Raw genomic sequence first — 25,735 nt, 5'->3', positions numbered from 1 at the left:
AAAAAAGCGGTCATCTGACCGCTTTTTTTTATTCGATGCTGGAGCCGCCGTTGATGTTGAAGACGATATTCATCGTCAGATTTTTACCCGGACGGCCAGGCTGATAGCGCCACTGCTTCATCGCCTGCTTCACTTCGCGCTCAAACATATTGCGCGGCTGGGCGGAGAGAATGGTGACATTTTCCACCCGGCCGTCGTCGCCTACGTCGAACTGCACTCGCACGCGTCCCTCAATGCGCAACGCCAGCGCGCGCGTGGGATAGCCCGGCTTAGAGACGCTTAGCGCCTTCGGCCCCTGCGACACCGACTGAGTTGGAGACGGAGCTGATTTTGGCGCACTGGTGGGTTTTGCCTGGGTGGTCGGCGCGTCCTGTTTAAAGGGATTTTCCTGCGGCTTCGCCTCCTGACGCGGTTTGACCTCGCGCTTGTGCTCGACTTTAGGTTTGGGCTTCGGTTTAGGCTTCGGCTTTGGCTGCGGCACCGGGATCGGCACCGGTTCAGCCTTAGGCGGCTCTGGCACCGGCTGCGGTTCCGGCACCGGCTCTGGCTCAGGCTGGGGTTCCGGCTGCGGCTGCTCGACCACCGGCGCGGGCTCAGGCTGCACTTCCGGCGCCACCAGACTGACGCTGATCGGCTGCGAGGTTTTCGGGACGTTGATAACCTGATGAAACGAGGCATAAAGAATGCCGGCGATAACGGCCCCGTGCAGCGCTACAGAGAGCAGCACGGAAACAGGCGTACGTTTTGGAATGGGCATTGTCAACGTGGTCATAGCAGTCGCAGTTAAAGAATTGAGGGGAGATTTTAAATGCAAATAGCAATCAGTTTCAATAACTGCTGAAAAATGAGGGCAGAGACCGCCTTTTTTAACCCCGCCTGCGGCCCATTTGGTTCATCCTTATCTTTCGTTTGCACTCTTATTTACGATCCCTTACCGTGTTGCGGAAACAGGATAAGCCAATGGGGGCTTCTAAGTGCTGTACATCATTTACGCTGAAGATAACGCTGATTCTCTGGAAAAACGCACCTCGGTGCGCCCTGCTCATCTGGCGCGCCTGCAGCTGCTGCAGGATGAAGGCCGTCTGATCGTCGCTGGGCCGATGCCGGCTGTCGACAGCAACGACCCTGGCGTTGCGGGTTTTACCGGCTCAGCGATTATCGCCGAGTTCAGCTCGCAGGAAGCCGCGCAGGCCTGGGCGGAAGCCGATCCCTACATCGCTGCCGGCGTTTACAAAAACGTATCGGTAAAACCGTTTAAACGCGTCTTTTAATCCTTTTCCCGGCGGCGGCCGCCCTGTTCTGCGCGGCGGAACCGCCTGTCGCCGGGAAAGGCCCGCTGCGCGCGTATCGCTAACGCCGCGGCTTCCCGCCTTTTGCCCTCAAAACGCGCGATGCGTATCGCCGCGTCATAAACTCCCGCATCCTGCCACACCTGCAGATAACGCTGGCTCCATGCCAGATAGCGCTGAAGATCGCGCGGGTTGCGGCTGCGGTTGTAGTCGATCAGCAGCGCGCTGTGCTGATCAAAGTCGTAACGCTGATACTGGGTGATCTTTTCGTTGAGCGGCAGCGCTGGCAGCGCGCGCAGGCCGTGACGCTCCGCCTGCGTCAGCTGCTGCTGCACGCCTAGCCCCTGCGCCAGCAGCAGAATAGCCGCCAGCAGCGGCGGGCCGCACAGCGCCAGCCTCAGGCGCGCGTTGCCGGGAGCGGCGATCGCGACCGGTTCCGGCTGGCCGATCCTGATAAACAGCAGCAGCAGCAGCAGATGCGCGGCTGACTGATAGAGCGGATACTCGAGCTGGGTATGCAGCAGGATCGGCAGCAGCATTGCGGCGGTCGGCGCAGCCAAAGCGGTGGCGTCAGAGGAGAACGCCGTGCGCAGGATGGAACAGAGCAGCAGCAGAAAGCCCGCCAGCGCCACCACGCCCCCTTCCGCCCAGACGTAGAGCAGTTCGTTATGCGGATGCGTAATATAGTTACTGATGCTTAGCCCCGCATGGGCCCGTCCGTCCGGCCACCTCTGCTCAAAGCTGCCAAGGCCGCTGCCGCGCCACGGGTGTTGCGCGATCAGCGCCAGCGTGCCGCGCAGCAGCGTGATGCGCTCCAGCGTGGAGTTAAGATGCACAAAGTCGTGGCCTGCCGCCGTCTGCACGGGCGGCGCGGGCGGGCTGGCGGGTGTCTCCTTGCCGTGCGGCCAGCAAAACAGCAGCGTGGTCAGCAGGCCGACCAGAAAGATCGCCGCCTGACGCCGTCGCGCAACGGGATTTCGCCGCGCGCGCCACAGCGCGCCGAGCAGCGCGGTGCCCACCAGCGCAGCGGAAATCGCTATCGCCCGCGCGGGCAGCGCGGCGTTGACCAGCACCAGCAGCGTCGCCAGCAGCAGCGCGGCAAGGCAGCCCGCCCGCGAACGCGGCGTGTCGCCCGCCGTGATGTCGGGCGACATCAGGCTGAGCAGCAATAGCGCGCTGACGGCACCGATCGCCCCGACCCGACTCTGCGCCAGCAGCAGGGTCAGGATCAGCAGCATCTGGCAGCCCAGCAGCGCCCACCACATCAGCCCCTCGCGCCGCAGCGCAAATGCGAACCAGACCGCGATGGCATAGCCGCTGGCGAGAAAGCTCGCCAGCAGATTGGGCTGCTGGAAAATGCCGTAGGGGCGACCGCCCAGCCGCGTCATATTATATTCCATCAGCTGGCGCGCCTGTTCCGGCCAGCCCGCCTGAAACAGGCTCAGCGCCGCCTCCAGCAGCGCCGCCAGCAGGATCATCGCCAGAATGCGCTGCTTCTGCGTCTGGCTCAGCTGCAGCCGCTGCAGCGCCAGGCTCACCAGCAGCGCGCCCCACAGGCCTGCCAGCCGCGGCAGCGCGTTTTGCCAGAAGAGCGCTGGCGTCCAGAGCAGCGGCAGCGTCATCAGCACCACCGCCGCCGTCATCAGCCGGCCCTGGCGCGTTACCGGGCGTGCCGCGCCCTCTATTTCGTTCACGGTCGCCAGCAGCACGATACTCAGCATCGCTATCCAGCTCAGGATGTTCAGCGGCAGGGTTAAACCAGAGCCGCCCATATTCGCCTGATAGCGATGCATGGCGATAAAATAGAGGCCCAAAACGCCGCTGAGCGCTGGGCCTGCAAGATTTTTGATACGCATTTTACGCTTCCCGCCGGGCGCTATGCGCAGTGCTCGGCGTTAACAAAGACGACATCAGGGAATGGCGAGCAGCAAAATTGCCGAGCCGGAAAAGGCGCCCGCTTCCGGCGATCCGGAGACCAGCGCTTCGCTGCTGACGGTAAACGGCGTCGCCACGCCGCTGGTGACGTTGAAGGTTTTGCCTGCCGTGGCGCTGTCGCCGTTAAGCGTCAGTTTGGCGACAATGGAGTTGTCACTGCGCAGCGGCACCTGATCGCTCTCGTCGCTGGGGTTAAATAACCACAGCTGCACCGCCATATCCTTGCTGCAGGTCACCGACGAGGTTTTGCTGATCACCTTACCGTTGAGGCTGGCGGCCGTCACGGAACCGTAGTCGAGGGTGATATCGCCATCCAGCTTGCAGCTGCCGACCGGCGGCGGCGCCAGGCCGCAGACCGAGCCGGGAAACAGGTAGCGGGGATCAGTGTCGACAACGTAGCCCGCCACGCTCGTCACATAGAAAAGGCCCACGCACTCTTCGGCCAGCACCTCGCCGGTGTGGTGGGTCTGACCCACGTTGGGCAGCGGATGGGCGGCAATCCACATCTTGCGCACGTCACCAATGGTTGGCGCCGCGCCGATATTGATGCTCTTAAACGTGTTATCAATGGTTCCGCCATTTCCATTGGCGAAATGCCGGTGGTTAACGTGCAGCCAGCAGTAGGGGCTGCCGTAGCAGGGGTTGGGCTGTGCATCATCCTCCGTGCTCCAGGAGGAGATAGAGTAGTCGTAATAAATCGTGTTTCCCGAGCCTGGCGTGCCTGTCTCTTTCGTGATGTAGCTGAATATCTTAGCATTGACCGGCAGGACAAAACTGCACAGCAGGGCGGTAATGACACAGATAAGTTTTTTCATAATTAACCTACTCGGTGAAGATGTTGAAGCGCGCTACGGGTAGCTCAGCGTCAGGGTGGCAGTGGCGGTGAAGTCGCCCGGAACGATATTTTTTTGCCGGATAGCCTCTGGCTCACCTTCCACCCAGGCGGCAAAGCTCAGCACATTTTCACCGCTGGTCAGGGCGCGGGCTGTTGACGGCCGATCGAGCGGCAGGGCGTTGCCTTCACCGTCCGCCAGCCCGAGCGCAATGCCTGAGGCGCTGCCGACCTCAGGCAGCAGATAGCCCGCGAGCTGCGGATCCTGCGTGCCGGTGAAGGTGGCCGTGACGCTGCTGCTGACGCGCGTGTCGCACCCTTCCAGATGCAGGCTAAACGACGTGGTGGCGGAGCGGGCGCTGTACAGGTCGCGGGCGTTAATTGCGCCCATATGCACCTGCAGAGATCTATCGCCGTCGAGTATCGTACAGGGCAGTTCAGTCAGGTTGCCGTGGAAGCTAAGGTTCTCTTGCGTCACGCCCTGCGCCGCGGCCGTTGCGTCAGCCGCCAGCCACAACACGACGCCGGTTAACATCCCTGCGGTGAGACGCATCGCTGCTCCTTACTGATAAAACGCCTGTAGCGTCGCGCTGGCGGAAAATTCACCGGTGGCCAGCGCCGCGTCGCTGCTTTTGACCGGCACCGCGCTGAGTTTCGGCGGCGCATCAAGCGTAACTGGCATCTGATCGGCCAGCTTATAGGCTTCGCTGTTCTGCTTGATTTCAATCGCCAGCCCGTCAACGCTGGTATTCAGGTAGCCTGCGTTAAAGCTGGCCGCCTGCCCGGTAACTGAGAGATAGAGCTGATGCTGGGTATCCGTGCCGTCACAGACGATTTTATAGTCAATGTCTTTTTCATAATTCACGCCGTCGATTTTGTTAATGCCGACGTTGCCGAACTCGACGTTGATCGGCTGATTATCGTTAATGGTGCAGGAGGGAAAATCGACCAACGTGCCATGAAAGAGCATATTTTCATCGGCGGTGGCGTGAAAACCGATCAGGCTGAAAAGCACCGCCAGCCCACTGTTGATATAAGAACGTTTCACTCTGTTATTCCTTATTGCAGATTTACCATCAGGGTTGCGCCTGCGCTAAATTCACCGGGCGCGAGCGTGGCGCCGGTGCGTTTCACCGGCACCGCCTGTAACGCTGGCAGCGTGGGATACGTAAAGCTCATCGCCTCGCCGATGTTCACCTTGCTGCCGTCGTGCTGCAGCTCGACGCCCAGATCGCCCATATTGGTTTGCAGCGCGGCGGCGTCAAAATCGGTGGCGTTGCCCTCAATGCTTAACGTCATCTCGTTGCTGCTGTTGCCGCTGCAGGTGACGCTGTACTCCACCTGCTGCATGAAATGCGTGCCGTCAATTTTGCTGATGTTCAGGTTATCGCCGAAGTTAACGTCGATGGGCTGATTGTTATTGATGACGCACGGCGGCGCCTCAAGCAAAATGCCTTTGATGGTGACGGTCACCGTGCCGTTATCCGCGCCGTCACGCAGCGCCGGTAGCCTGGCCCCGATGGCGGGCGCGGCGGCCATCAGCATGGCGCCCGCCAGAAGCGCGCCTCCGCTCAGGCGATAAAAAGCACTGTTCATTTTTTACTCCTGAAAGTGGGGCGTCTGGAACGCCCGATGCTGTTGCTGACCGCCTTTGCTACCGTCAGCCTTTTACCCGCTCATCTTTGACCACTTTGCACTGGCCGCCGCTGCAGCTGAAGGTCAGCACCATGCTGCCGCCGTAGTCGTTGATATAGACCACGGCCGGCGAGGCGCCGAGCTGCGCGGCGCTGACGCCCAACGACGCCTGCCCTTTTGGTGCCACCATCACCGGTTTGAAGCCGCCGTTTTGCGCGCTACGCGCCCCGGAACCGGCGGAGACCAGCGTAATGTAGTAAGGCGTCGGGTTATTGACCCGGTAGCTGTCGCCCTGACGGGTCAGGGTCAGCTGCTCCTGGAAAGGCGTTGCCATCTGCGCGCGGGTCTGCTGAATCGCCTTCGGGCGATAGAAGAACTTCACGCGCGTCTGCAGCGCCAGCTGCAGGGTATTCGGCTCTTTGCTGCGCGGCGGGATCTCACGCAGGTTGAAATAGTAGAGCGTCTCGCGATCCTGCGGCAGTGAGGCGGCCTGCGGCAGCGCCTTGATGGAGAGCTGGCTGCTGCTGCCCGGCTCTACGCGCTGCAGCGGCGGCACCACCACCAGCGGCTGGGTGATTTTATGGCCGCTGCTGTCCTCCAGCCACGACTGCGCCAGGAAGGGCAGCTGCGTGTTTTCGTTGTGGATGGTGAGGGAAAGCGACTTTTCGCCGCCGGGAAAAATCACGCGCGTGCGGTCCAGCGCGATCGCTGCCACCGCCTGCTGTGCGGCGAAAAGACCGGCCAGCAGACCGGCGATCAGGGTGAGTTTATTGAGCTTCTGCATTTGTCTTACCTTTTCTCTGTATTGATGTTCTTGCTCTGCCCTGCAGTAGCAGGCTGCGCCGACAGCGGTCGGCACGGCAGCAGCAGTGAGATCACGTCCAGATTGTGCGGCAGCGTAAAGGTACACTGCGCTTTCCCGTCCCAGTGGACGTCCATGCGTTCATCGGGATTCATCCCGCTCAGCCAGGTATTGCCGTTGTCGCCTACCAGGCCGGTCTGTTGACCTTTCTTGTTCATGATGGTGGCACCGAACGGCGCGCTGCTGCCATCCTGTAAGTTCACCACCGCCATCGCTTTTTTCCCCGCCAGTACGTCGAAGCGACGGTAGCCGATGGCGCCTTCGGTGAGCGTTGCCTGCGTCACCGAACGCAGCGCGTCGACGTTGTCGTTCAGGTGGTCAAGATCGATGCTCGCTTCATTGTGGTAATAGCTGGTGATATCGCTGATCACCGCCACGCCCAGCCGGTTAGTGTTAATGGTGCTGCCGTAGCCGTGCACCGGCACGCCGCTGATGCCGTCGGTGTCCAGCATCAGGCGCGTGCCGCCCGCCTGGCCGATGCGGTGCAGCGCCGCGCCGTGACGCGTGGCGGTTAATCCGCCGCGCATCGTCATGCCGCCAGAAACATAGCTGCCCTGCTGCCAGCTGAGGCTGCCGCTGGTTTCGGCCAGGTCGCCCTGATGATCGAACGAGGCGTTGCCGGTGGCGCCGCCGCTGCCGCCGCCGGCGCTGACCTGATAGCTGTTATGTTCGTCCAGCACATCGAAGTAGCTGGCGGTCTGGCTGACGCGGCCGTTCAGCGCGCTGGCGGAGTAGCTCAGCGTATTGTTGTTACCTATTGGCAGTGACAGGGTTAAATAGCCGCCCTGATCTTTTACGTTCTGATAGCTGTTGCGATACACCGACAGCGCCACGCTGATATTTTTATAGCTGCCGATATCGAAATATTTTGACAGCGCCAGGGAGTAGCGCAGGCTGGGTTCGGCGCCGCTCCAGTAGGTCTGGCGGCTGAGGTTGACATAGCTGCTCAGCCCGACAGAGGGAAACTGCTTGTTCAACGACACCGTGTACATCTCTTTACTGCCGCCGCTGGCCAGCCCGCTTTCGCGCGCGTCGAGAAACTCGCTAAGGCTCATATAGGTGCGCTGTGAAAAACGGTAGCCGGCAAAGGTCACCGAGCTGTGGATCGCATCGAACGATTTCGAATAGCTCAACCGATACGAGTTGCCGGTGGTTTGCCCTTGATTCGCCAGATCGGCGCGCGACAGCGAGGCATCCAGCGAAATCGCGCCCAGCGCCAGCAGGTCGCGCCCCATCCCCAGCGAGAGCGCATTGTAGTCGCTGCCGCCCATTGCGCCGCCGTAGAGCGACCAGCCGTTGTTGACGCCCCAGGAGAACTCGCCAGAGGCGAACAGCGGGCCGTTTACGCGATGCTTCAGATCGTCGGGGCGACCGGCCGCGACTTTATAGCGGATCTGGCCCGGACGGCTGAGGTAAGGCACCGACGCGGTATTGACCTGAAACTTCTGCACCGATCCATCTTGCTCCTGCACCACTACATCCAGCGTGCCGTGCGTCGCTTCGCTCAGCGACTGGATGCGGAACGGTCCTGGCGCTACCTGGCTTTCATAGATCACGCGCCCCTGCTGCGAAATCGTCACTTTGGCGTTGCTGTGCGCCACGCCGGTCACTTCCGGCACATAGCCGCGCAGGTTCGGCGGCAGCTGATTATCGTCGGAGATCAGTCGCACGCCGCTGAAGCGCGGGTTATCAAACAGATCGGAATCGAGATAGTCCTCACCAATCACCAGCTTCGCGCCGAGGCTGCGCACCGCGCGGTAGAGGTAATAGCGACTCCACTGCCACTGGGTATCGCCGCTGCTGCCGCTGCCGGTGCGCTGCACGCCCTGCCAGTCGGCGCGCAGGCGCTAGGGGCCGAAATTGGCGCCGACGGTGCCGTTGCCGCTGATGTTCTGGCTTGAGGCGGTCTCGCCCATACCATGAATGCTTTGCAGGCTCAGGTTGTAGTCCGCCAGCACGCCGGCGATGCCGTCATCCCAGCGCGACGGCGGATCCCAGGTGGCGCTGGCGTACTCCAGATAGGCCTGTGGAATGCTGATATTCAGCGCCTGCGCCGCCAAATCGCCCTTCACGCTCATGCCGTTCAGTAAGGGATTTTGCAAATTAAGACACTGACCGTCGTGCCACCAGGTGAGCTTTTTCGCCACCTCAGGCTTAAAGCCAATGTGCTCGACCAGCTTTTTGGTGAGGCACGGCTCGCTGTCATGTTCATCCTGTTCAGACGGCAGATAAGTAATGCTTTCCTCTTGCAGGCTGCTTTTGTTGAGATGCACCGTCATGGTGTAGTCACCTGGCATCACATAGCCCGCACGGGAAAACTGACTTAAATCGATATTCTTCTGATCGTTCACGTCCAGCACATCGGTATTGAACTGAATGTCATTATCCGCTGCGACAGTCACCGACGGTGCGATCAGCGCCAGCAGCACGCAACAGGTAAGGTGTTTAATCCGCATGGTTTTCGTCTTTTGTTTGCCGTTATCCGTTCAGGCCAGCGTCAGAAATAGTTGAGCCTGAAATGAAGCACCGAACGCGCAGCGACCTTCTCGTTCAGCCGATGGGTCGAAGGTTGCAACCTGAAGTGCAGCGTGTGATTGCCGTGGGTCAGCTCATCCGGTGCCAGCGGCACATCCGCCTGAGCAACGCGACCTTTAACATCAGTCACGGCGAGCGCCATGCCCTGCTGCGCGTCGCGTACGGTGACATCGTCGTCCGCGTCGCCGTCAAAGGTGGCGATAAATTGTCGCCAGTCCGGCAGACGCGCGTCATGGTGCTCGACGTCGCAATCCCTGAGCTGGATGCTGAAGGCCTTATGGCTGCCGCCCAGGCGGATGCTCTGGCTGGCGCTGTCAGACCCAATGGAACAGGGAGAATCCAGAATGTTGCCTTCCATAAACACACGGGTGGCCTCGTGATTTTTGCCGGCGGCGACGGCGGCCGTCGCGCAGAGCAGAGTCAGGCCTAACGCCGCAGTGATGTTGATTAACGCTCCTGACATATCGCACCTCGCTGAAAAAGCAGGCCTGCCACCAGGCAGGCCTGGGGCCGACTCTTACTGATAGGTAAAGGTCACGTCAGATACCGCGCTGAAGTCGCCCGGCGTCACCGCTGAAGCGCCGTCGCCTTTCAGCTGCGCGGCGAAGGTCAGGGTGTTGTCGCCGTCGCTCAGGTTCTGTGCGGCGGTCGCTTTGCCCAGGGTGACGGTTTTGCCGTCGGCCAGGATCGCGATGCCTGCGCCAGACGCCTGGCCGCTGCCCAGAGAAAGCAGTGAGCTGTCGTTCGGATCCGCCGCGCCGCCAAAGGTCACTGTCACGGTTTTCATCGTGGCGGTGTCGCAGTTGGTCAGATCGAAGTGGAACGGATGTGCATCGGAGGTGCCGCCATCTTTCAGCAGGTGAGCGGCGATGCTGCCCATCGCCACGTGCTGATCTTTTGAATCAGGCGTCAGCGAGCAAGGCGCGTTGGTGATGCTGCCGTCGAAATAGACGTGGGTGCTGTCGGTTGCGGTATCGGTGCCCGCCATGGCGCTGCCCGCGGCCATTGCCAGACCCATTCCCAGTAAAACGGCTACTTTATTGAATTTCATGATGACTCCATCAGGTTGTACGCGCATCGTTATTGATGCAGAACGGTTTGCGGCGTTAACGGCCGCAGAAAAGGTGGGTTAACGCTGTGTGCAGCCACTCCACCCTGGGTTTCGGCAGCCCTTAATCCTGTTTTAAAGGCGAAGAAAGCCCTCAACCAGAAACGCAATCATTGCGCTGGCTGTTGCCAAATCCCTGTTTTTCACACGATGAAATTGATCTTAACCAAATCGGGACTTGCTTATAAAAAGTCTCTTTTTGACCAGGACCCGGTTTCGTGTGGCGTATTAATATAGATTTACTGGAAACCGATCAACGGCGAGAAATACAGACTGAAATCGAAATTTAATCGGCGCTGGCTATCAAGTTATTTTCGCAATCCCCGAAAAGTGAAGGAAATGTTCGATGCCGGTCAAATTTATATAAATATCAACATATTAAACATTCCAAAACTGGAGTTAAGGTTGAATTAAACACACAAAATAACCACACATCAGGAACAAAAATCGCTGCTGCACGGTTACGACATAACGACAACCTGATGGCTATTTAAATAGCGTTTATAAAAGCATTTCTGTTTGCATATTGCCGGATTGATAACGACAGAATAGCGTTTAGACAGGGTTTAACTTTTGCGTCTAAATAAGCAGCTGGAGACGCCTTTTTACTGCGTTCTTTTATTTCGTTGACCTGATCTCTGCTTATAAAGCGCTAACCTGCTTCGCCGCAGCCAGGCGCGAAAAATGTAATGCCTTAATCAGAGGGATTGACTTCGCAGTTGCAGGCGGACAGGGTATTATCGCGCGCCGACCTGGCCACAGGCGTAACAGGACGAGAAGCACCCGAGGAGAAAAAAGATGCAGATTGTGATTCTGGCGCTGCTGGCGCTGGTGATGGGGTTGATTGCGAGCGCGCTGCTGATCTGGCGCCGTCACGGCTGGAAAAGTAAAAAGCAGATCATTGTGATGCTGATCGTACTGGCGGCGGCGGCGCAGATAGTGAATGTGGTGCTGGTGTTAAAAAGATAAAAAAAAGCCGCCCTGGCGGCGGCTCTTCTCAGATATTCTGCGTGATAAAGAGAATCGAACGGCGCTGCTGCTGCGCCAGCTGATGGCGAATGGCGTGGATGCGGCTGTAGCGACGCGACTGCCCTTCCAGCCAGCGGGCGCGGCGGCGATGCGCCTGACGCAACATTCTCCAGCGAGCCACTTCATTTCTGCTTTTTTTCATCACTCTCTCTCCGGCTTCGACATCACGCGGCCGCATTATAAACATCTTCACGCCAATGCCAACTCGGATTTCTTATCGAACCCCGGCGGCGATTTGGGGTTTCGCTGTCGCCTGACAGCACGTAAACTTCTCTGACCAAGCGCGAACGGGATGTCCACTTAATGACCACCTTTTATACGTTAATCAGCTGGTTGCTGCTGTTCGGTTACTGGCTGCTGATTGCCGGCGTTACGCTGCGTATTCTGATGAAGCGACGCACGGTGACCTCCGCGATGGCCTGGCTGCTGATCATCTATATTATTCCGCTGGTGGGCATCATCGCCTACCTCTCCTTTGGCGAGCTGCATCTGGGCAAGCGCCGCGCGGAGCGCGCGCGCACCATGTGGCCCGCCACGGCAAAGTGGCTGAGCGATCTCAGACAGCGCAGCCATATCTTCGCCACCGAACACAGCGACGTGGCGCGCTCGCTGTTTCAGCTTTGTGAGAACCGCCAGGGCATCGCCGGGGTAAAAGGCAACCAGCTGCAGCTGCTTACCAGTTCGGACGACGTGATGCAGGCGCTGATCCGCGATATTCAGCTGGCGCGCCACAATATCGAGATGGTGTTCTATATCTGGCATCCCGGCGGGCTGGCGGACGAGGTCGCCGAGTCGCTGATGGCGGCGTCGCGGCGCGGCGTGCACTGTCGCCTGATGCTCGACTCGGCCGGCAGCGTCACCTTTTTTCGCAGTCCCTGGGTCGGCATGATGCGCAACGCCGGCATCGACGTGGTCGAAGCGCTGCAGGTGAGCCTGCTGCGTGTGTTTCTGCGCCGCATGGATCTGCGTCAGCACCGCAAAGTGGTGCTGATTGATAACTATATCGCCTACACCGGCAGCATGAACCTGGTGGATCCGCGCTACTTTAAACAGGATGCGGGCGTCGGTCAGTGGATCGATCTGATGGCGCGCATGGAGGGTCCGGTGGCGACCACCATGGGCATCGTCTACAGCTGCGACTGGGAGATCGAAACCGGCAAGCGCATTCTGCCGCCGCCGCCCGACGGCAATATTATGCCGTTCGAGCGCGAGAGCGGCCATACGGTGCAGGTTATCGCCTCCGGCCCCGGCTTTCCGGAAGATATGATCCATCAGGCGCTGCTGACCGCTGTCTATTCGGCGCGCGAGCAGCTGATCATGACCACGCCCTACTTCGTGCCGAGCGACGATCTGCTGCACGCCATCTGCACGGCGGCGCTGCGCGGCGTCGAGGTCAGCATAATCGTGCCGCGCCACAACGATTCGCTGCTGGTGGGCTGGGCGAGCCGCGCCTTTTTCAGCGAGCTGCTGGAGGCGGGCGTGAGGATCTACCAGTTCGAAGATGGTTTGCTGCACACCAAGAGCGTGCTGGTGGACGGGCAGCTGAGCCTGGTCGGTACGGTCAATCTCGATATGCGCAGCCTGTGGCTCAATTTCGAGATCACGCTGGTGGTGGACGACGCCGGCTTCGGCAGCGACCTCGCCTGCGTGCAGGATGACTATATCGCGCGCTCGCGCCTGCTGGACGCGAAACGCTGGACAAAACGTGCCTGGTGGCAGCGCATCGTTGAACGACTGTTTTACTTCTTTAGCCCTTTACTGTAAAACGAGCGGAAATTGCAACGCGCCTGAGGGCAGACGGGACTGATGATGGATTTAAACAATCGCCTTACTGAAGATGAAACGCTGGAGCAGGCTTACGATATTTTTCTTGAGCTGGCAGGCGATAACCTCGATCCGGCGGATATCATTCTTTTCAACCTGCAGTTTGAGGAGCGCGGTGGCGCCGAGCTGTTCGATCCGTCGGAAGACTGGAAAGAGCATGTCGACTTCGATCTCAATCCCGACTTTTTCTCCGAAGTGGTGATTGGTCTGGGCGAGGCGGACGGCGAGCCGATTACCGATGTCTTTGCGCGCGTGCTGCTGTGCCGCGAGAAAGACCACAAGCTGTGCCATATTCTCTGGCGCGAGTAAGCCATACGCATAAAAGAAGCGCCGGGCAACTGCCTGTAATGCTTGTCTGTTAAAGTCATTTTCAGAAAAGGCCGCTATTTTCATAAAATAGCGGCCTTTTCTTATATACGTGTGAGCATGCTGGTGCGGGCCACGGCACCTCCTCTGCTGCCGGGCCGTCCTCGCGCCGCTTCGCGGTGCCTTCGGCTGCAACGTCGTGCCAGCCGGACCGTTCGGGTACGGCCATCCAGGCCTACCCGAACTGCCTGTCGCATCCCTGCGACCGGCTCCTGGCACAACGTCTCCGCCTCAGCGCTGCGAATAGCCCTCTACAGCAGAGGAGGCGCAGTGGCTTCAGACAGAGTGCCCTTTGCAACAGCTCGCACGGAAGCTGGCCAGCAGGCTGGGGCCGCTCTGGGGCGGGCATTTCGCAGCGCTGAACAGAGTGAGTCTGCCAGGAGAGCCCGCAGGGATGCGGGCGAAAGGTGGGGCTGGAACAGGGATGTTCCATCCCCACCGGTCCGTCAGGCAGACGAATGACGTGAAGGGACCGCGTCAGCGGCGCGAGGACCGCCAGCCCCTGAGCGGCACCAGACTGCGTTATCATCACATGCTTAACTGACAAGCATTACGGGTAACTGCCCGGCGTTTTTATTTACAGCGGATCCACCTTCAAACAGGAGACCGCATGGCGGAAGCTCCCTTCCAGCAGCGGCCGGGTTTTGGCGCACTCCGGCCCGGCAATCGGGCAGCGGGTGCGGAACACGCAGCCTGACGGCGGATTGATCGGCGACGGCAGCTCCCCTTCCAGCAGCTGGATCTGCTTGTTCTTCTCCAGATCGGGATCGGGGATCGGCACCGCCGACATCAGCGCGCGGGTGTAAGGGTGCTGCGGATTGTTATAGACCGCGTCATAGGTGCCCAGCTCCACCGCATGGCCGAGGTACATCACCAGCACGCGGTCGGAGATATGCTTCACCACCGCCAGATCGTGGGCGATAAAGATCAGCGACAGCCCCATCTCGCGCTGCAGCTGCTGCAGCAGATTCACCACCTGCGCCTGAATCGAGACGTCGAGCGCCGAAACCGGCTCGTCACAGATAATCAGCTTCGGCTCAAGGATCAGCGCGCGCGCAATGCCGATACGCTGGCACTGGCCGCCGGAGAACTCGTGCGGATAGCGGTTGATCAGGTTTGGCAGCAGCCCGACCTTCATCATCATATTTTTGACGCGATCTTTCACTTCCTGACGCGCCATCTTCGGATGATAGGTACGCAGCGGCTCGGCGATAATATCGCCGATGGTCATGCGCGGGTTGAGCGAGGCCAGCGGATCCTGGAAGATCATCTGGATATCGCTGCGCGCCTTGCGCCACTCCTCTTCGCTCTGGCCCAGCAGATCGCGCCCCAGCCAGGCGACGCGCCCGTCGGTGGCCTTCACCAGGCCAATGATAGCGCGCGCCAGCGTTGATTTGCCGCAGCCGGACTCGCCGACCACGCCTAAGGTTTCGCCTTCGTAGAGGCGCAGGCTGACGCCGTCCACCGCCTTCAGCGATTTCGGCGGCTGCCAGAACCACTGGCGGCCATCTTTAATGTCGAAATGCACCTTGAGATCGGCGATCTCCAGCAGCACTTTTTTCTCAGCGACGGTACTCATACTAACTCCTCCACCGGCTTAAAGCAGGCGCGCAGGCGCCCTTCGCCGAACGGCAGCAGCGGCGGCAATTGGGTGCAGATTTCCATCGCATGCGGACAGCGCGGCTGGAACGGACAGCCCTGCGGCAGGCGCAGCAGGTTCGGCGGGTTGCCGGGAATGGTGGTCAGGCTCTCTCCTTCGGCGTCCAGGCGCGGCACCGCGCTCAGCAGGCCGATGGAGTAAGGATGCGCCGGCTGATAGAAGACGTCGCGCGCGCGGCCATACTCCATGGTGCGGCCGGCGTACATCACCAGCACCTTGTCGCAGATGCCCGCCACCACGCCGAGATCGTGGGTGATCATAATAATCGCGGTGTTGAACTCGCGCTTCAGCTCGTTGAGCAGCGTCATGATCTGCGCCTGCACGGTGACGTCGAGCGCCGTGGTTGGCTCATCGGCGATCAGCAGCTTCGGCCGGCAGAGCAGCGCCATGGCGATCATCACGCGCTGACGCATCCCGCCGGAAAACTCGTGCGGGAACATCTTCATACGCTTGCGCGCTTCCGGCATTTTCACCGCGTCGAGCATGCGCACCGACTCTTCGAACGCCTGCGCGCCGCTCATCCCCTTGTGCAGCTTCAGCACCTCCATCAGCTGGTCGCCGACGCGCATATAGGGATTAAGCGAGGTCATCGGGTCCTGGAAGATCATCGCAATCTGCTCGGCGCGCAGCCTGTTGAGCGCTTTTTCCGGCAGGTTGAGGATCTCTTTGCCGTTAAACAGCGCCGTGCCGCCGATGCGGCCGTTTTTCGCCAGCAGGCCCATCAGGGCGAACGCCGTCTGCGACTTGCCGGAACCCGACTCGCCGACGATGCCCAGGGTTTCGCCGGCGCGCAGCGAAAAGTTCAGGTCATTGACCGCCGTGACGTCGCCGTCATGGGTCTGGAAGGTGACGCGCAGGTCTTTTACTTCCAGTAACAGGTCGCTTCCCGCGCGGGCAGCCATTGCTGGCTGAAATTCATGAATAGTCATCGGGAAACTCCTTAGCGATCTTTCGGATCGAGGGCGTCACGCAGGCCATCGCCGATAAAGTTGAAACAGAACAGCGTCACCACCAGAAAACCGGCTGGAAACAGCAGCAGCCACGGCGACACTTCCATCGAGTTGGCGCCGTCGCTGAGCAGCGCGCCCCAGCTGCTGAGCGGCTCCTGGGTGCCGAGGCCGAGGAAGCTCAAAAAGGATTCGAACAGGATCATGCTCGGCACCAGCAGCGAGGCGTACACCACCACCACGCCCAGCACGTTCGGTACGATATGGCGCAGCACGATGTTAACGGTAGAGACGCCGCCGACGTGCGCCGCTTCGATAAACTCTTTGCGCTTCAGGCCCAGCGTCTGGCCGCGCACGATACGCGCCATGTCGAGCCACGACACCATGCCGATGGCGGCGAAGATCAGCAGAATATTACGGCCGAAAAAGGTCACCAGCAGGATCACGAAGAACATAAACGGGAAGGAGTTCAGGATCTCCAGGATACGCATCATCACCGAGTCGGTTTTGCCGCCGAGATAACCAGCGAGCGAGCCGTACAGCGTGCCGACCAGCACCGCGATCAGCGCCGAGGCGATGCCGACCATCAGGGAAATACGCCCGCCGATGGCGACGCGCACCAGCAGATCGCGCCCCGACGAGTCGGTGCCGAACCAGTGGCCTGAGGTGGTGTCCGGCGCGGCGGACATCATGCCCCAGTCGGTATCGTCATAGCTAAACTGCGCGAACATCGGGGCGAAAATCACAAATAGCGTAATCAGCACCAGCACCAGCAGGCTGATCAACGCGGCGCGGTTATGGATAAAACGGCGTCGCGCATCCTGCCACAGGCTACGTCCTTCTACCTCCAGCTTTTCGCTGAAGGCGTCAAGCGCTTCGCTGTTTTTCTTACTCAACATCATCGCCAGCTCCAGCGTTAGTAACGGATCTTCGGATCGATGACGGCGTAGAGCACGTCGACGATCGCGTTGAAAATAATGGTCAGCACCCCGACCAGAATGGTCAGGCTCATCACCAGCGAGTAGTCGCGGTTCAGCGCGCCGTTGACGAACAGCTGGCCGATGCCCGGCAGGCCGTAAATCGACTCAATCACCATCGATCCGGTAATGATGCCGACAAAGGCGGGACCGAGGTAAGAGAGCACCGGCAGCAGCGCAGGCTTAAGCGCATGGCGCAGCACGATGCGGCGCAGCGGCAGCCCTTTGGCGCGCGCGGTGCGGATAAAGTTGGAGTGCATCACCTCGATCATCGAGCCGCGAGTAATACGCGCGATGCTGGCGATATAGGCGAGCGAGAGCGCCACCATCGGCAGCACCATATAGCGCAGCTGCCCGCCGTTCCAGCCGCCGCCGGGCAGCCATTTCAGGGTGATGGCAAAGAGCAGCACCAGCAGCGGCGCCACCACAAAGCTGGGTATCACCACGCCGGTCATGGCGACCCCCATCACCGCGTAATCCCACAGGCTGTTCTGCTTCAGCGCCGCGATGACGCCCGCCGTGACGCCGAGGATCACCGCCAGCACAAAGGCGGCGAGGCCCAGTTTAGCGGAGACCGGAAAGGCGTGAGAGACCAGGTAGTTCACCGTGTAGTCTTTATATTTAAACGAGGGCCCGAAATCGCCGTGCGCCAGCTGGATCAGGTAATCCAGATACTGCTTGCCGATGGGATCGTTCAGATGGTATTTCGCTTCGATGTTCGCCATCACTTCCGGCGCCAGCGTGCGTTCGCCGGTAAAGGGGCTGCCGGGCGCGAGGCGCATCATAAAGAAGGAGATGGTGATGAGCACGAAGAGCGTCGGGATCGCTTCGAGCAGTCGACGCAGGATAAATTTTAACATTGCCGTACCTACCAGGCTTATTGCTTCACAAAGCGTACAAAGTACATAAAGGCGACGCGTCGTGCGTCGCCTTTGCCGATAGCCTGTTTGCTATTAGTGTTTGATAATATAGAAGTTCTTATCGAGCGTTTTATCCAGCGGATCTTTACCGGTGTAGCCGCCGACATAAGGTTTCACCAGGCGCGCGTTCACGTAGTAGTAAACCGGCACGATGGTGCTGTCCTTATCCATAATCTGCTCTGCTTTGGCATAATCCGCCGCGCGCGCCTTGTCGTCTGCCGCCTTGATCGCATCGTGGATCACTTTGTCGAACTCGGCGCTCTTATAGTGCGACGTGTTGTTGCTGCTGTCGGAGAGCATGGTGTTCAGGAACGAGGTCGGCTCGTTGTAGTCGGCGCACCAGGCGGCGCGCGCCACGTCGAAGTTGCCCTGATGACGCGTATCCAGGAAGGTTTTCCACTCCTGGTTCTCCAGCTTGATGTTGACGCCGATATTTTTCTTCCAGATCGAAGACGCGGCGATTGCCAGCTTTTTATGCAGATCGGAGGTGTTGTAGAGCAGGTTGAAAGTCAGCGGCTTGTCGGCGGTGTAGCCCGCTTCCGCCAGCAGTTTCTTCGCCTCTTCGTTACGCTTGTCCTGCGACCATTTGAACCAGTCCGGCGGCAGAATATCCATGCCGTCAGTGGCCGGCGGCGTGTAGCTGTAGGCCGGCAGCTGACCCTGCGCCAGCACTTTGTTCACGATGATATCGCGGTCCAGGCCCAGCTTGAGCGCGGCGCGCACGCGCGGATCGGTAAACGGCGCTTTCTGGTTGTTGATTTCGTAGTAGTAGGTGCAGAGGTAGGGATCGACATGCAGCTCTTTGCCGTTTTCACGCTGCAGCTTTTTGAACAGCTCGATCGGCATGTTGTTGTAGGTCATGTCACTGCCGTTTTCCGAGAAGTAGCGGTTAACGTCGCTCACTTCAGAGTTGATCGGCAGGAAGGTCACCTTGTTCAGCACGGTGTGTTCGTTGTCCCAGTACTGCGGGTTGCGCACCAGGGTAATACGTTCGTTGATAACGTGCGCTTCCAGCTTGAACGCGCCGTTGCCGACCCAGTTCTGCGCCTGCGTCCACTGATCGCCGAATTTTTCAATCGCCGGCTTATAGACCGGAGACATCACGGAGTTGATCAGCAGCTTGTAGAAATAGGGAACCGGCTCGCTCAGGGTCACCTGCAGGGTGTGGTCGTCCAGCGCTTTGACGCCCAGATCCGAGGTCGGTTTTTTGCCGGCGATAATGTCGTCGACGTTTTCAATATGACCATACTGCAGATAGCTGGCGTACGGCGAGGCAGTTTTCGGATCGGCCAGACGCTGCCAGCTGTAGACGAAGTCCTGCGCGGTCACCGGCTCGCCGTTCGACCATTTGGCGTTGCTGCGCAGATGGAAGGTCCAGACTTTAAAGTCTTTGTTTTCCCATTTCTCCGCCACGCCAGCCACCGGATGGCCGTCGCTGTCGCTGACCAGCAGCCCTTCATAGAGATCGCGCGTCACGTTATCTTCCGGCACGCCCTCGATTTTATGCGGATCCAGCGACTGGACTTCATCGCCGTTGCCGCGCACCAGCTCCTGTTTCGCCGCCAGTTCAACTCCTGCCGGAACCGTTGCCGCCAGTGCATTCCCTGCCAGTGCGCCCATTGCTGCCAGAACGCCTGCAGCAATCAGGCTTTTTTTCGTGATGTGGTTCATTATTACACTCCAGTTTTTTATCTTCACCGACGCGGCAAGCCGCGTCGGCGTCCCCCGTTAGCGGGTTCCTCATTTTGGCTGAGGATAGCTGTCTGCCCCGAAAGGCGTCAGCACTGCCAGCTGCCTGACTTATGTTGTCGGGTCAGCCTCAGTGCTTTTTAATGAAGTAATACTTCAGATCGGTCATATCGAGCGGGTCTTTGCCGGTAAAACCGCCTGTCCAGGGTTTCACCAGCCGCACGCTGACGCGGTAATAAACTGGCACAATCGCCGAGTCGTTGTCGAGTTGTGCTTCAGCCTGTTGATAGAGTGCGGCGCGCGCCGCCTCGCTGCTGGCGGACAAGGTCTGCGCCAGCAGGCGGTCGTAGTGGTCGCTGTGGTAAAACGCGGTGTTGATAGAGGCGTTACCGATCAGCATATTCAGGAACGTCGACGGTTCGTTGTAGTCGGCGCACCAGGTGGCACGCACCACGTCGTACTGCGCCTGATGCCGCGTCTCCAGCAGGGTTTTCCACTCCTGATTTTGCAGGCTGACCTGCGCACCAAGATTCTTTTGCCACATCGAGGCGGCGGCGATCGCCTGCTTCTTGTTTTGATCCGAGGTGTTGTAGAGCAGCGTAAAACGCAGCGGATGCTGCGCGTCGTAGCCCGCCTCGGCCAGCAGCTTTTTCGCCGCCGCGTTGCGCTCCGCCTGGCTCCAGCGGAACCAGGCCGGCGGCGTCAGCGAGATGCCCGCCGTCGAAGGCGGCGTCAGGCTATAGGCGGGGATTTGGCCCTGCCCCATGATTTTCTGCGTAATGATGTCGCGGTCCAGCGTCAGCTTGATAGCGGTGCGTACACGTGCATCGTTGAACGGCGGTTTTTTATTATTGATTTCATAGTAAAAAGTACAGAGCAGCGGGCTGACTTTTACCTCATCGCCCAGTTCGCTTTGCAGCTTGTGGAACAGCTCGGGCGGCACCACGCTGTTGGTCATATCGGTGTTGCCGCTGCGGTAGCGGTTGACATCGTTATGGTCCGACTCGATCGGCAAAAAGGTGCCCTGCTCAATCACCGTGTGGGCGTTATCCCAGTAGGCGGGATTGCGCTTCAGCACAATCTTCTCGTTAATCACCCAGTCGCTGAGCAGATAGGCGCCGTTGCCGACAAAGTGCTCGGGACGCGTCCAGCCGTCACCCCACTTTTCTACCGTCGCCGCCTTGACCGGCGAGAGCGCGGCGTTGGCCAGCATCGAGACAAAGTATGGCACCGGCTCGCTCAGCGTCACCTGCAGATGACGATCGTCGAGCGCCTGAATACCGAGGCGGTCAGGCGCGGCTTTGCCGGCCAGGATAGCATCCACATTGCTGAGATGCGCCGCCTGAAGATAGCTGGCATAGGGCGAAGCGGTTTTGGGATCGGCGAGACGTCGCCAGCTGTAGACAAAATCGTGCGCGGTGACCGGCGTGCCGTCGCTCCATTTCGCGTTGTCGCGCAGAGTGAAGGTCCAGACTTTGCCGCCCTCGTTTTGCCAGCTCTGCGCCACGCCCGGCACGATCGCGCCGTGGTTGTCGGTGGTGACCAGTCCTTCCAGCAGGTTGGAAATAATGCGCGACTCCGGCACCCCTTCAATTTTTTGTGGATCGAGGGAGGAGACTTCGGTGCCGTTATTAATCACGATATGTTGCGTGGCGGCGAGTTCAGTGCCTGGCGGTACGGTCGCGGCGGTCGCCGCGCCGGTCAGGATCATTACGCTGAGCGACAGCGGCGTCATCTTCCATTTCATCAAAAAAGTTAACCCTTCTTCATAAGCCCTTTAGCTCATAAGCAAGAAGCGTTCTCACTTTGAGACCAAATGAAAAACTAATGCGCCGAAAATTAGCAGAACGTCTGCTCCGCCGACAAAGTAAAAATAACAAAAATGTTACCTGATTCTCTTTTATCACGTCTGCCAGAAGTAAGGTAGCGTTAATTTTTGCGCAAAAATAACGCTTATCACCCTGTTTATGCTCGATTTTACGGCTTTATCCGTCAGAACTGGCTCTTTATCTCGCTTTCGACAGGCGGTATGCGCAACCCTTCTGTTTTTTTCTTCTTTGCGAAAACAAAAAGCAGGTAATTGCAGATTTCATGCCAGTTTATGGCGATATTTTTCGCTGGGCTGAAATTTTATGGTGTGAGAATAATCACAGCGGAGGAAGCGGTCACGCGGGGAGCGGTTTAGCGCAGTAATTTGTTTAATAATTTTTGATGCCTGTTAAGACCTAAGAATAATTGCCTTAAAAAGGTGCAATAAAACGAATAATTGCACCAATTAAAGGCAGATGAGCATTTGCGGCGGAAATTAAGCGCTAGTTAACCAGGCCGGGAAACAGCGCCTTAATGCCAGTGACGACAAATTCGATGCCCAGCGCCATCAGCAGCAGGCCCATAATACGGGTGATGACGTTGATGCCGGTCTGACCCAGCACGCGCACCATTAGCGGCGCGGCGCGAAACAACAGCCAGCAGCAAAAGGCGAACAGCGCAATCGCCACGCTGAAGCCCAGCAGGTTTTGCCAGCTGTGATAGCGGGTGCTCCAGACAATGGTCGAACTGATGGCGCCGGGGCCGGCCATCAGCGGCAGCGCGAGGGGCACCACGCCAATACTCTCCCTGATGGCGGTTTCTGACTTCTCCTGTTTGTTTTGCTTATCCTCGCCCAGCTTGCCGCTGATCATCGACATGGCGATGGTCACCACCAGAATGCCGCCCGCAATACGGAATGAGTCAATGGAGATGCCGAAGATATGCAGAATGGCGTCGCCGAGAAACAGTGAGGTCCAGAGAATAATAGCGACCGCAAGGTTGGCGGTCATATTGGTTTTATTGCGTTCAGCCACCGCCTGATAGCTGGTCATGCTGATAAAAACCGGGATGATGCCGACTGGATTCACCAGCGCGAACAGGCCCACAAAGAATTTGATATAGCCAGACAGATCAAGCAAAGCAGGGTTCACGGTTCGCTCCGATGAGGGAAATGAAATCGCGCCTAATTTACGCAAAAACTGGCCGGTTAACCAGTCAGTGGAACAGAAAATTCTGCTGCGTAACGCGGGTAAAGAGAGTTTGCCATGCCGGGCTGAGCCGCGTAAGCAGGCGAAAAAACGGCAGGCCCCTCTGGCAGGCGAAAAAGAGCAAAAACCCCTGCTGAATGGTGTCAGCTTGGGATTAAATTGATCTGCATCAATATTCCTCTACCTCATTCCAGGTAATCTTTTCCCATCGAAAGCGATCGGCAACGTTTTCACCCGCGTGCGGAAACTCTTTCAGTAAACCAACAGAAATGCTGGCTTTTTGGCTTAAGCCAACATAATAGCGCTGCGTGACTATAATCATGGCTCCAGGCAGGTTTACTAACAGAGTTTAACTTCCTTCAGGAGAGCACCATGGCCGTAACTAATGTCGCTGAACTTAACGCACTGGTCGAACGCGTAAAACAAGCACAGCGTGAATACGCCAACTTCACTCAAGAACAGGTTGACGCTATCTTCCGCGCTGCCGCCCTCGCCGCTGCCGATGCCCGTATCCCTCTCGCCAAAATGGCGGTCGCCGAATCTGGCATGGGTATCGTCGAAGATAAAGTTATTAAAAACCACTTTGCCTCAGAATATATTTACAACGCCTATAAGGATGAAAAAACCTGCGGCGTGCTCGCAACCGACGACACCTTTGGCACCATCACTATCGCCGAGCCGATTGGCCTGATCTGCGGTATTGTACCGACCACCAACCCGACCTCCACCGCGATTTTCAAAGCCTTAATCAGCCTGAAAACCCGTAACGGCATTATCTTCTCGCCGCATCCGCGCGCCAAAGAAGCAACCAATAAAGCGGCGGATATCGTGCTGCAGGCCGCCATCGCCGCTGGCGCACCAAAAGATATCATCGGCTGGATCGACGCGCCGTCTGTCGAGCTCTCGAATCAGCTGATGCATCACCCCGATATCAACCTGATCCTCGCGACCGGCGGACCCGGCATGGTGAAAGCCGCCTACAGCTCAGGTAAACCGGCCATCGGCGTCGGCGCAGGCAACACGCCGGTGGTGATCGACGAGACCGCGGATATCAAACGCGCCGTCGCCTCGATTCTGATGTCCAAAACCTTCGACAACGGTGTAATTTGCGCCTCGGAGCAGTCTGTTATCGTGGTCGACTCTATCTACGACACGGTGCGCGAACGCTTCGCCAGCCACGGCGGCTATCTGCTGCAGGGCGATGAGCTGAAGGCGGTGCAGAACGTGATTTTGAAAAACGGCGCGCTTAACGCTGCCATTGTTGGTCAGCCCGCGTTCAAAATCGCCGAAATGGCAGGCATCAGCGTGCCGCCCAGCACCAAGATCCTGATTGGCGAAGTGAAGCTGGTGGATGAATCCGAGCCTTTCGCCCATGAAAAACTCTCCCCGACGCTGGCCATGTACCGCGCCAAAGATTTCGAAGACGCCGTGGCGAAAGCGGAGAAACTGGTGGCGATGGGCGGTATCGGCCATACCTCCTGTCTCTATACCGATCAGGATAACCAGAAGGCACGCGTCAACTACTTCGGCGACCGCATGAAAACCGCGCGTATTCTGATCAACACCCCTGCCTCGCAGGGCGGTATCGGTGACCTGTACAACTTCAAACTGGCACCGTCGCTGACGCTGGGCTGCGGTTCATGGGGCGGCAACTCCATCTCTGAAAACGTGGGACCCAAACACCTTATCAATAAGAAAACCGTGGCCAAGCGAGCAGAAAACATGTTGTGGCATAAACTTCCCAAATCTATCTACTTCCGCCGCGGCTCGCTGCCGATTGCGCTGGAGGAGGTCGCCAGCGATGGTGCAAAACGCGCCTTTATCGTGACCGACCGCTTCCTGTTCAACAACGGCTATGCCGACCAGGTCACCCGCGTGCTGAAATCCCACGGCATCGAAACAGAAGTCTTCTTCGAGGTTGAAGCGGATCCGACCCTGAGCATTGTGCGCAAAGGCGCTGAGCAGATGAACAGCTTTAAACCTGACGTCATCATCGCGCTCGGCGGCGGTTCCCCGATGGACGCGGCGAAAATCATGTGGGTGATGTATGAGCATCCGGAAACCCACTTTGAAGAGCTGGCGCTGCGCTTTATGGATATCCGCAAACGTATCTATAAATTCCCGAAAATGGGCGTGAAGGCGCGCATGATTGCTGTCACTACCACCTCAGGCACCGGTTCAGAAGTGACGCCGTTCGCGGTGGTGACCGACGACGCCACCGGACAGAAATATCCGCTGGCTGACTACGCGCTGACGCCGGATATGGCGATTGTCGACGCTAACCTGGTGATGGATATGCCGCGTTCGCTCTGCGCCTTCGGCGGTCTGGATGCAGTGACCCACGCGCTGGAAGCCTACGTCTCCGTGCTGGCTAATGAATATTCCGACGGCCAGGCGCTGCAGGCGCTGAAGCTGCTGAAAGAGAACCTGCCGGCCAGCTATCGCGACGGCGCAAAAAATCCGGTGGCGCGCGAACGCGTGCACAACGCGGCAACCATTGCCGGTATCGCCTTCGCCAACGCCTTCCTTGGGGTGTGTCACTCTATGGCGCACAAGCTGGGCTCTGAGTTCCATATCCCGCACGGTCTGGCGAACGCCCTGCTGATTGGCAACGTTATCCGCTACAACGCCAACGATAACCCGACCAAACAGACCGCCTTCAGCCAGTATGACCGCCCGCAGGCGCGTCGTCGCTACGCGGAAGTGGCAGATCACCTGGGCCTGTCGGCGCCTGGCGACCGCACCGCGCAGAAAATCGAGAAGCTGCTGGCGTGGCTGGATGAGATGAAAACGCAACTGGGTATCCCCACCTCCATCCGCGAAGCCGGGGTGCAGGAAGCGGACTTCCTGGCAAAAGTCGATAAGCTGGCCGAGGACGCCTTCGACGACCAGTGCACCGGCGCCAACCCGCGCTACCCGCTGATCGCCGAGCTGAAACAGATTATGCTCGACACCTTCTACGGCCGCGAATATGTTGAACCCTTCGCCGATACCGCCCAGGCGCTTGCGGCGCAGCCGGTAAAAGAGGTGAAAAAAGCGAAAAAAGCCTGATACCTCGCGCTTAAGAAAAAACCCGCCTCGGCGGGTTTTTTTATGCGCTTAAGCTGGCG

General features: G+C 58.8%; 24 protein-coding genes. 5 read left to right on the top strand and 19 right to left on the bottom strand.

The features are described from left to right. Positions 1-28: 28 nt before the first annotated feature. Positions 29-772, bottom strand: coding sequence for a TonB system transport protein TonB (gene tonB / locus MC269_RS08275; RefSeq protein ID WP_239954801.1), 744 nt, complete (start codon positions 770-772; stop codon positions 29-31). Positions 773-974: 202 nt separating this feature from the next. Here tonB and MC269_RS08270 point away from each other — a divergent pair, with 202 nt between their 5' ends. Then, positions 975-1,271: a YciI family protein gene (locus MC269_RS08270; RefSeq protein WP_033790364.1), complete on the top strand. Its 297-nt coding sequence runs from the start codon at positions 975-977 to the stop codon at positions 1,269-1,271. On the opposite strand, the gene MC269_RS08265 is transcribed toward MC269_RS08270, so the two are convergent. The 10 genes from MC269_RS08265 to MC269_RS08220 form a co-directional block, all read right to left on the bottom strand. After that, positions 1,268-3,145: a PglL family O-oligosaccharyltransferase gene (locus MC269_RS08265; protein ID WP_239954799.1), complete on the bottom strand. Its 1,878-nt coding sequence runs from the start codon at positions 3,143-3,145 to the stop codon at positions 1,268-1,270. The two genes, MC269_RS08270 and MC269_RS08265, sit on opposite strands and share 4 nt — an antisense overlap. Positions 3,146-3,199: 54 nt before the next feature. Then, the gene (locus MC269_RS08260) at positions 3,200-4,039 is read right to left on the bottom strand and encodes a hypothetical protein (protein ID WP_239954797.1); all 840 of its coding nucleotides are present in this window, start codon (positions 4,037-4,039) and stop codon (positions 3,200-3,202) included. Between the two features lie 33 nt (positions 4,040-4,072). Continuing rightward, positions 4,073-4,609: a fimbrial protein gene (locus MC269_RS08255; protein ID WP_239954796.1), complete on the bottom strand. Its 537-nt coding sequence runs from the start codon at positions 4,607-4,609 to the stop codon at positions 4,073-4,075. A gap of 9 nt (positions 4,610-4,618) precedes the next feature. Beyond that, entirely contained in the window at positions 4,619-5,104 is a 486-nt protein-coding gene (locus tag MC269_RS08250) for a fimbrial protein (RefSeq protein WP_239954794.1), read from the bottom strand. An 11-nt stretch (positions 5,105-5,115) separates the two neighbouring features. Further along, positions 5,116-5,652, bottom strand: coding sequence for a fimbrial protein (locus tag MC269_RS08245; RefSeq protein WP_239954792.1), 537 nt, complete (start codon positions 5,650-5,652; stop codon positions 5,116-5,118). Positions 5,653-5,716: 64 nt separating this feature from the next. Further along, positions 5,717-6,475 carry a fimbria/pilus periplasmic chaperone gene (locus tag MC269_RS08240; RefSeq protein WP_239954791.1) on the bottom strand — a complete coding sequence of 253 codons (759 nt, stop codon included), beginning with the start codon at positions 6,473-6,475 and terminating at the stop codon, positions 5,717-5,719. A gap of 5 nt (positions 6,476-6,480) precedes the next feature. Next, positions 6,481-8,376, bottom strand: coding sequence for a fimbria/pilus outer membrane usher protein (locus MC269_RS08235; protein ID WP_239954790.1), 1,896 nt, complete (start codon positions 8,374-8,376; stop codon positions 6,481-6,483). A 24-nt stretch (positions 8,377-8,400) separates the two neighbouring features. Further along, entirely contained in the window at positions 8,401-9,009 is a 609-nt protein-coding gene (locus tag MC269_RS08230; RefSeq protein ID WP_239954789.1) for a FimD/PapC N-terminal domain-containing protein, read from the bottom strand. Positions 9,010-9,050: 41 nt separating this feature from the next. Next, complete coding sequence (locus tag MC269_RS08225) at positions 9,051-9,551, bottom strand: fimbrial protein (RefSeq protein ID WP_239954788.1); 501 nt, start codon at positions 9,549-9,551, stop codon at positions 9,051-9,053. A gap of 54 nt (positions 9,552-9,605) precedes the next feature. After that, positions 9,606-10,139 carry a fimbrial protein gene (locus tag MC269_RS08220; protein WP_239954787.1) on the bottom strand — a complete coding sequence of 178 codons (534 nt, stop codon included), beginning with the start codon at positions 10,137-10,139 and terminating at the stop codon, positions 9,606-9,608. 855 nt (positions 10,140-10,994) lie between these two features. On the opposite strand from MC269_RS08220, the gene MC269_RS08215 reads away from it, so the two are divergent. Then, positions 10,995-11,165, top strand: a complete 171-nt coding sequence (locus tag MC269_RS08215) for a hypothetical protein (RefSeq protein ID WP_239954786.1) — start codon at positions 10,995-10,997, stop codon at positions 11,163-11,165. A gap of 28 nt (positions 11,166-11,193) precedes the next feature. Here the strand turns inward: MC269_RS08215 and MC269_RS08210 are convergent, their stop codons facing one another. Beyond that, positions 11,194-11,367: a YciY family protein gene (locus MC269_RS08210; RefSeq protein WP_094078491.1), complete on the bottom strand. Its 174-nt coding sequence runs from the start codon at positions 11,365-11,367 to the stop codon at positions 11,194-11,196. Positions 11,368-11,528: 161 nt separating this feature from the next. Between MC269_RS08210 and cls the strand changes: the two genes are divergently transcribed. Beyond that, positions 11,529-12,989 carry a cardiolipin synthase gene (gene cls, locus MC269_RS08205; RefSeq protein WP_239954785.1) on the top strand — a complete coding sequence of 487 codons (1,461 nt, stop codon included), beginning with the start codon at positions 11,529-11,531 and terminating at the stop codon, positions 12,987-12,989. Positions 12,990-13,028: 39 nt separating this feature from the next. Continuing rightward, positions 13,029-13,358, top strand: coding sequence for an HI1450 family dsDNA-mimic protein (locus MC269_RS08200; RefSeq protein WP_201789474.1), 330 nt, complete (start codon positions 13,029-13,031; stop codon positions 13,356-13,358). A 634-nt stretch (positions 13,359-13,992) separates the two neighbouring features. On the opposite strand, the gene oppF is transcribed toward MC269_RS08200, so the two are convergent. From oppF to MC269_RS08165, 7 genes are all read right to left on the bottom strand, one after another. After that, on the bottom strand, positions 13,993-14,994 hold the full coding sequence (oppF, locus tag MC269_RS08195; RefSeq protein WP_239954784.1) for a murein tripeptide/oligopeptide ABC transporter ATP binding protein OppF: 1,002 nt from the start codon (positions 14,992-14,994) through the stop codon (positions 13,993-13,995). Continuing rightward, a complete protein-coding gene (locus tag MC269_RS08190; protein ID WP_239954783.1) occupies positions 14,991-16,004 on the bottom strand; it encodes an ABC transporter ATP-binding protein in 1,014 nt (337 codons plus the stop codon). Before MC269_RS08190 ends, oppF begins: the two co-directional genes overlap by 4 nt. Positions 16,005-16,015: 11 nt before the next feature. After that, positions 16,016-16,924: an oligopeptide ABC transporter permease OppC gene (oppC, locus tag MC269_RS08185; RefSeq protein WP_239954782.1), complete on the bottom strand. Its 909-nt coding sequence runs from the start codon at positions 16,922-16,924 to the stop codon at positions 16,016-16,018. Positions 16,925-16,938: 14 nt separating this feature from the next. Beyond that, entirely contained in the window at positions 16,939-17,859 is a 921-nt protein-coding gene (gene oppB / locus MC269_RS08180) for an oligopeptide ABC transporter permease OppB (RefSeq protein ID WP_081138032.1), read from the bottom strand. A gap of 93 nt (positions 17,860-17,952) precedes the next feature. Further along, positions 17,953-19,590 carry an oligopeptide ABC transporter substrate-binding protein OppA gene (gene oppA / locus MC269_RS08175; protein ID WP_239954781.1) on the bottom strand — a complete coding sequence of 546 codons (1,638 nt, stop codon included), beginning with the start codon at positions 19,588-19,590 and terminating at the stop codon, positions 17,953-17,955. A gap of 148 nt (positions 19,591-19,738) precedes the next feature. Further along, entirely contained in the window at positions 19,739-21,355 is a 1,617-nt protein-coding gene (locus tag MC269_RS08170; protein ID WP_239954780.1) for an ABC transporter substrate-binding protein, read from the bottom strand. 565 nt (positions 21,356-21,920) lie between these two features. Further along, entirely contained in the window at positions 21,921-22,568 is a 648-nt protein-coding gene (locus MC269_RS08165) for a YchE family NAAT transporter (RefSeq protein WP_081138227.1), read from the bottom strand. Positions 22,569-22,997: 429 nt separating this feature from the next. Between MC269_RS08165 and adhE the strand changes: the two genes are divergently transcribed. Then, complete coding sequence (gene adhE, locus MC269_RS08160; protein ID WP_239954779.1) at positions 22,998-25,676, top strand: bifunctional acetaldehyde-CoA/alcohol dehydrogenase; 2,679 nt, start codon at positions 22,998-23,000, stop codon at positions 25,674-25,676. Positions 25,677-25,735 lie beyond the last annotated feature (59 nt).

Source organism: Pantoea sp. Z09, assembly GCF_022394795.1.
GTDB lineage: Bacteria > Pseudomonadota > Gammaproteobacteria > Enterobacterales > Enterobacteriaceae > Pantoea > Pantoea latae.
This window is presented reverse-complemented; position numbering and strand designations above follow the sequence as displayed.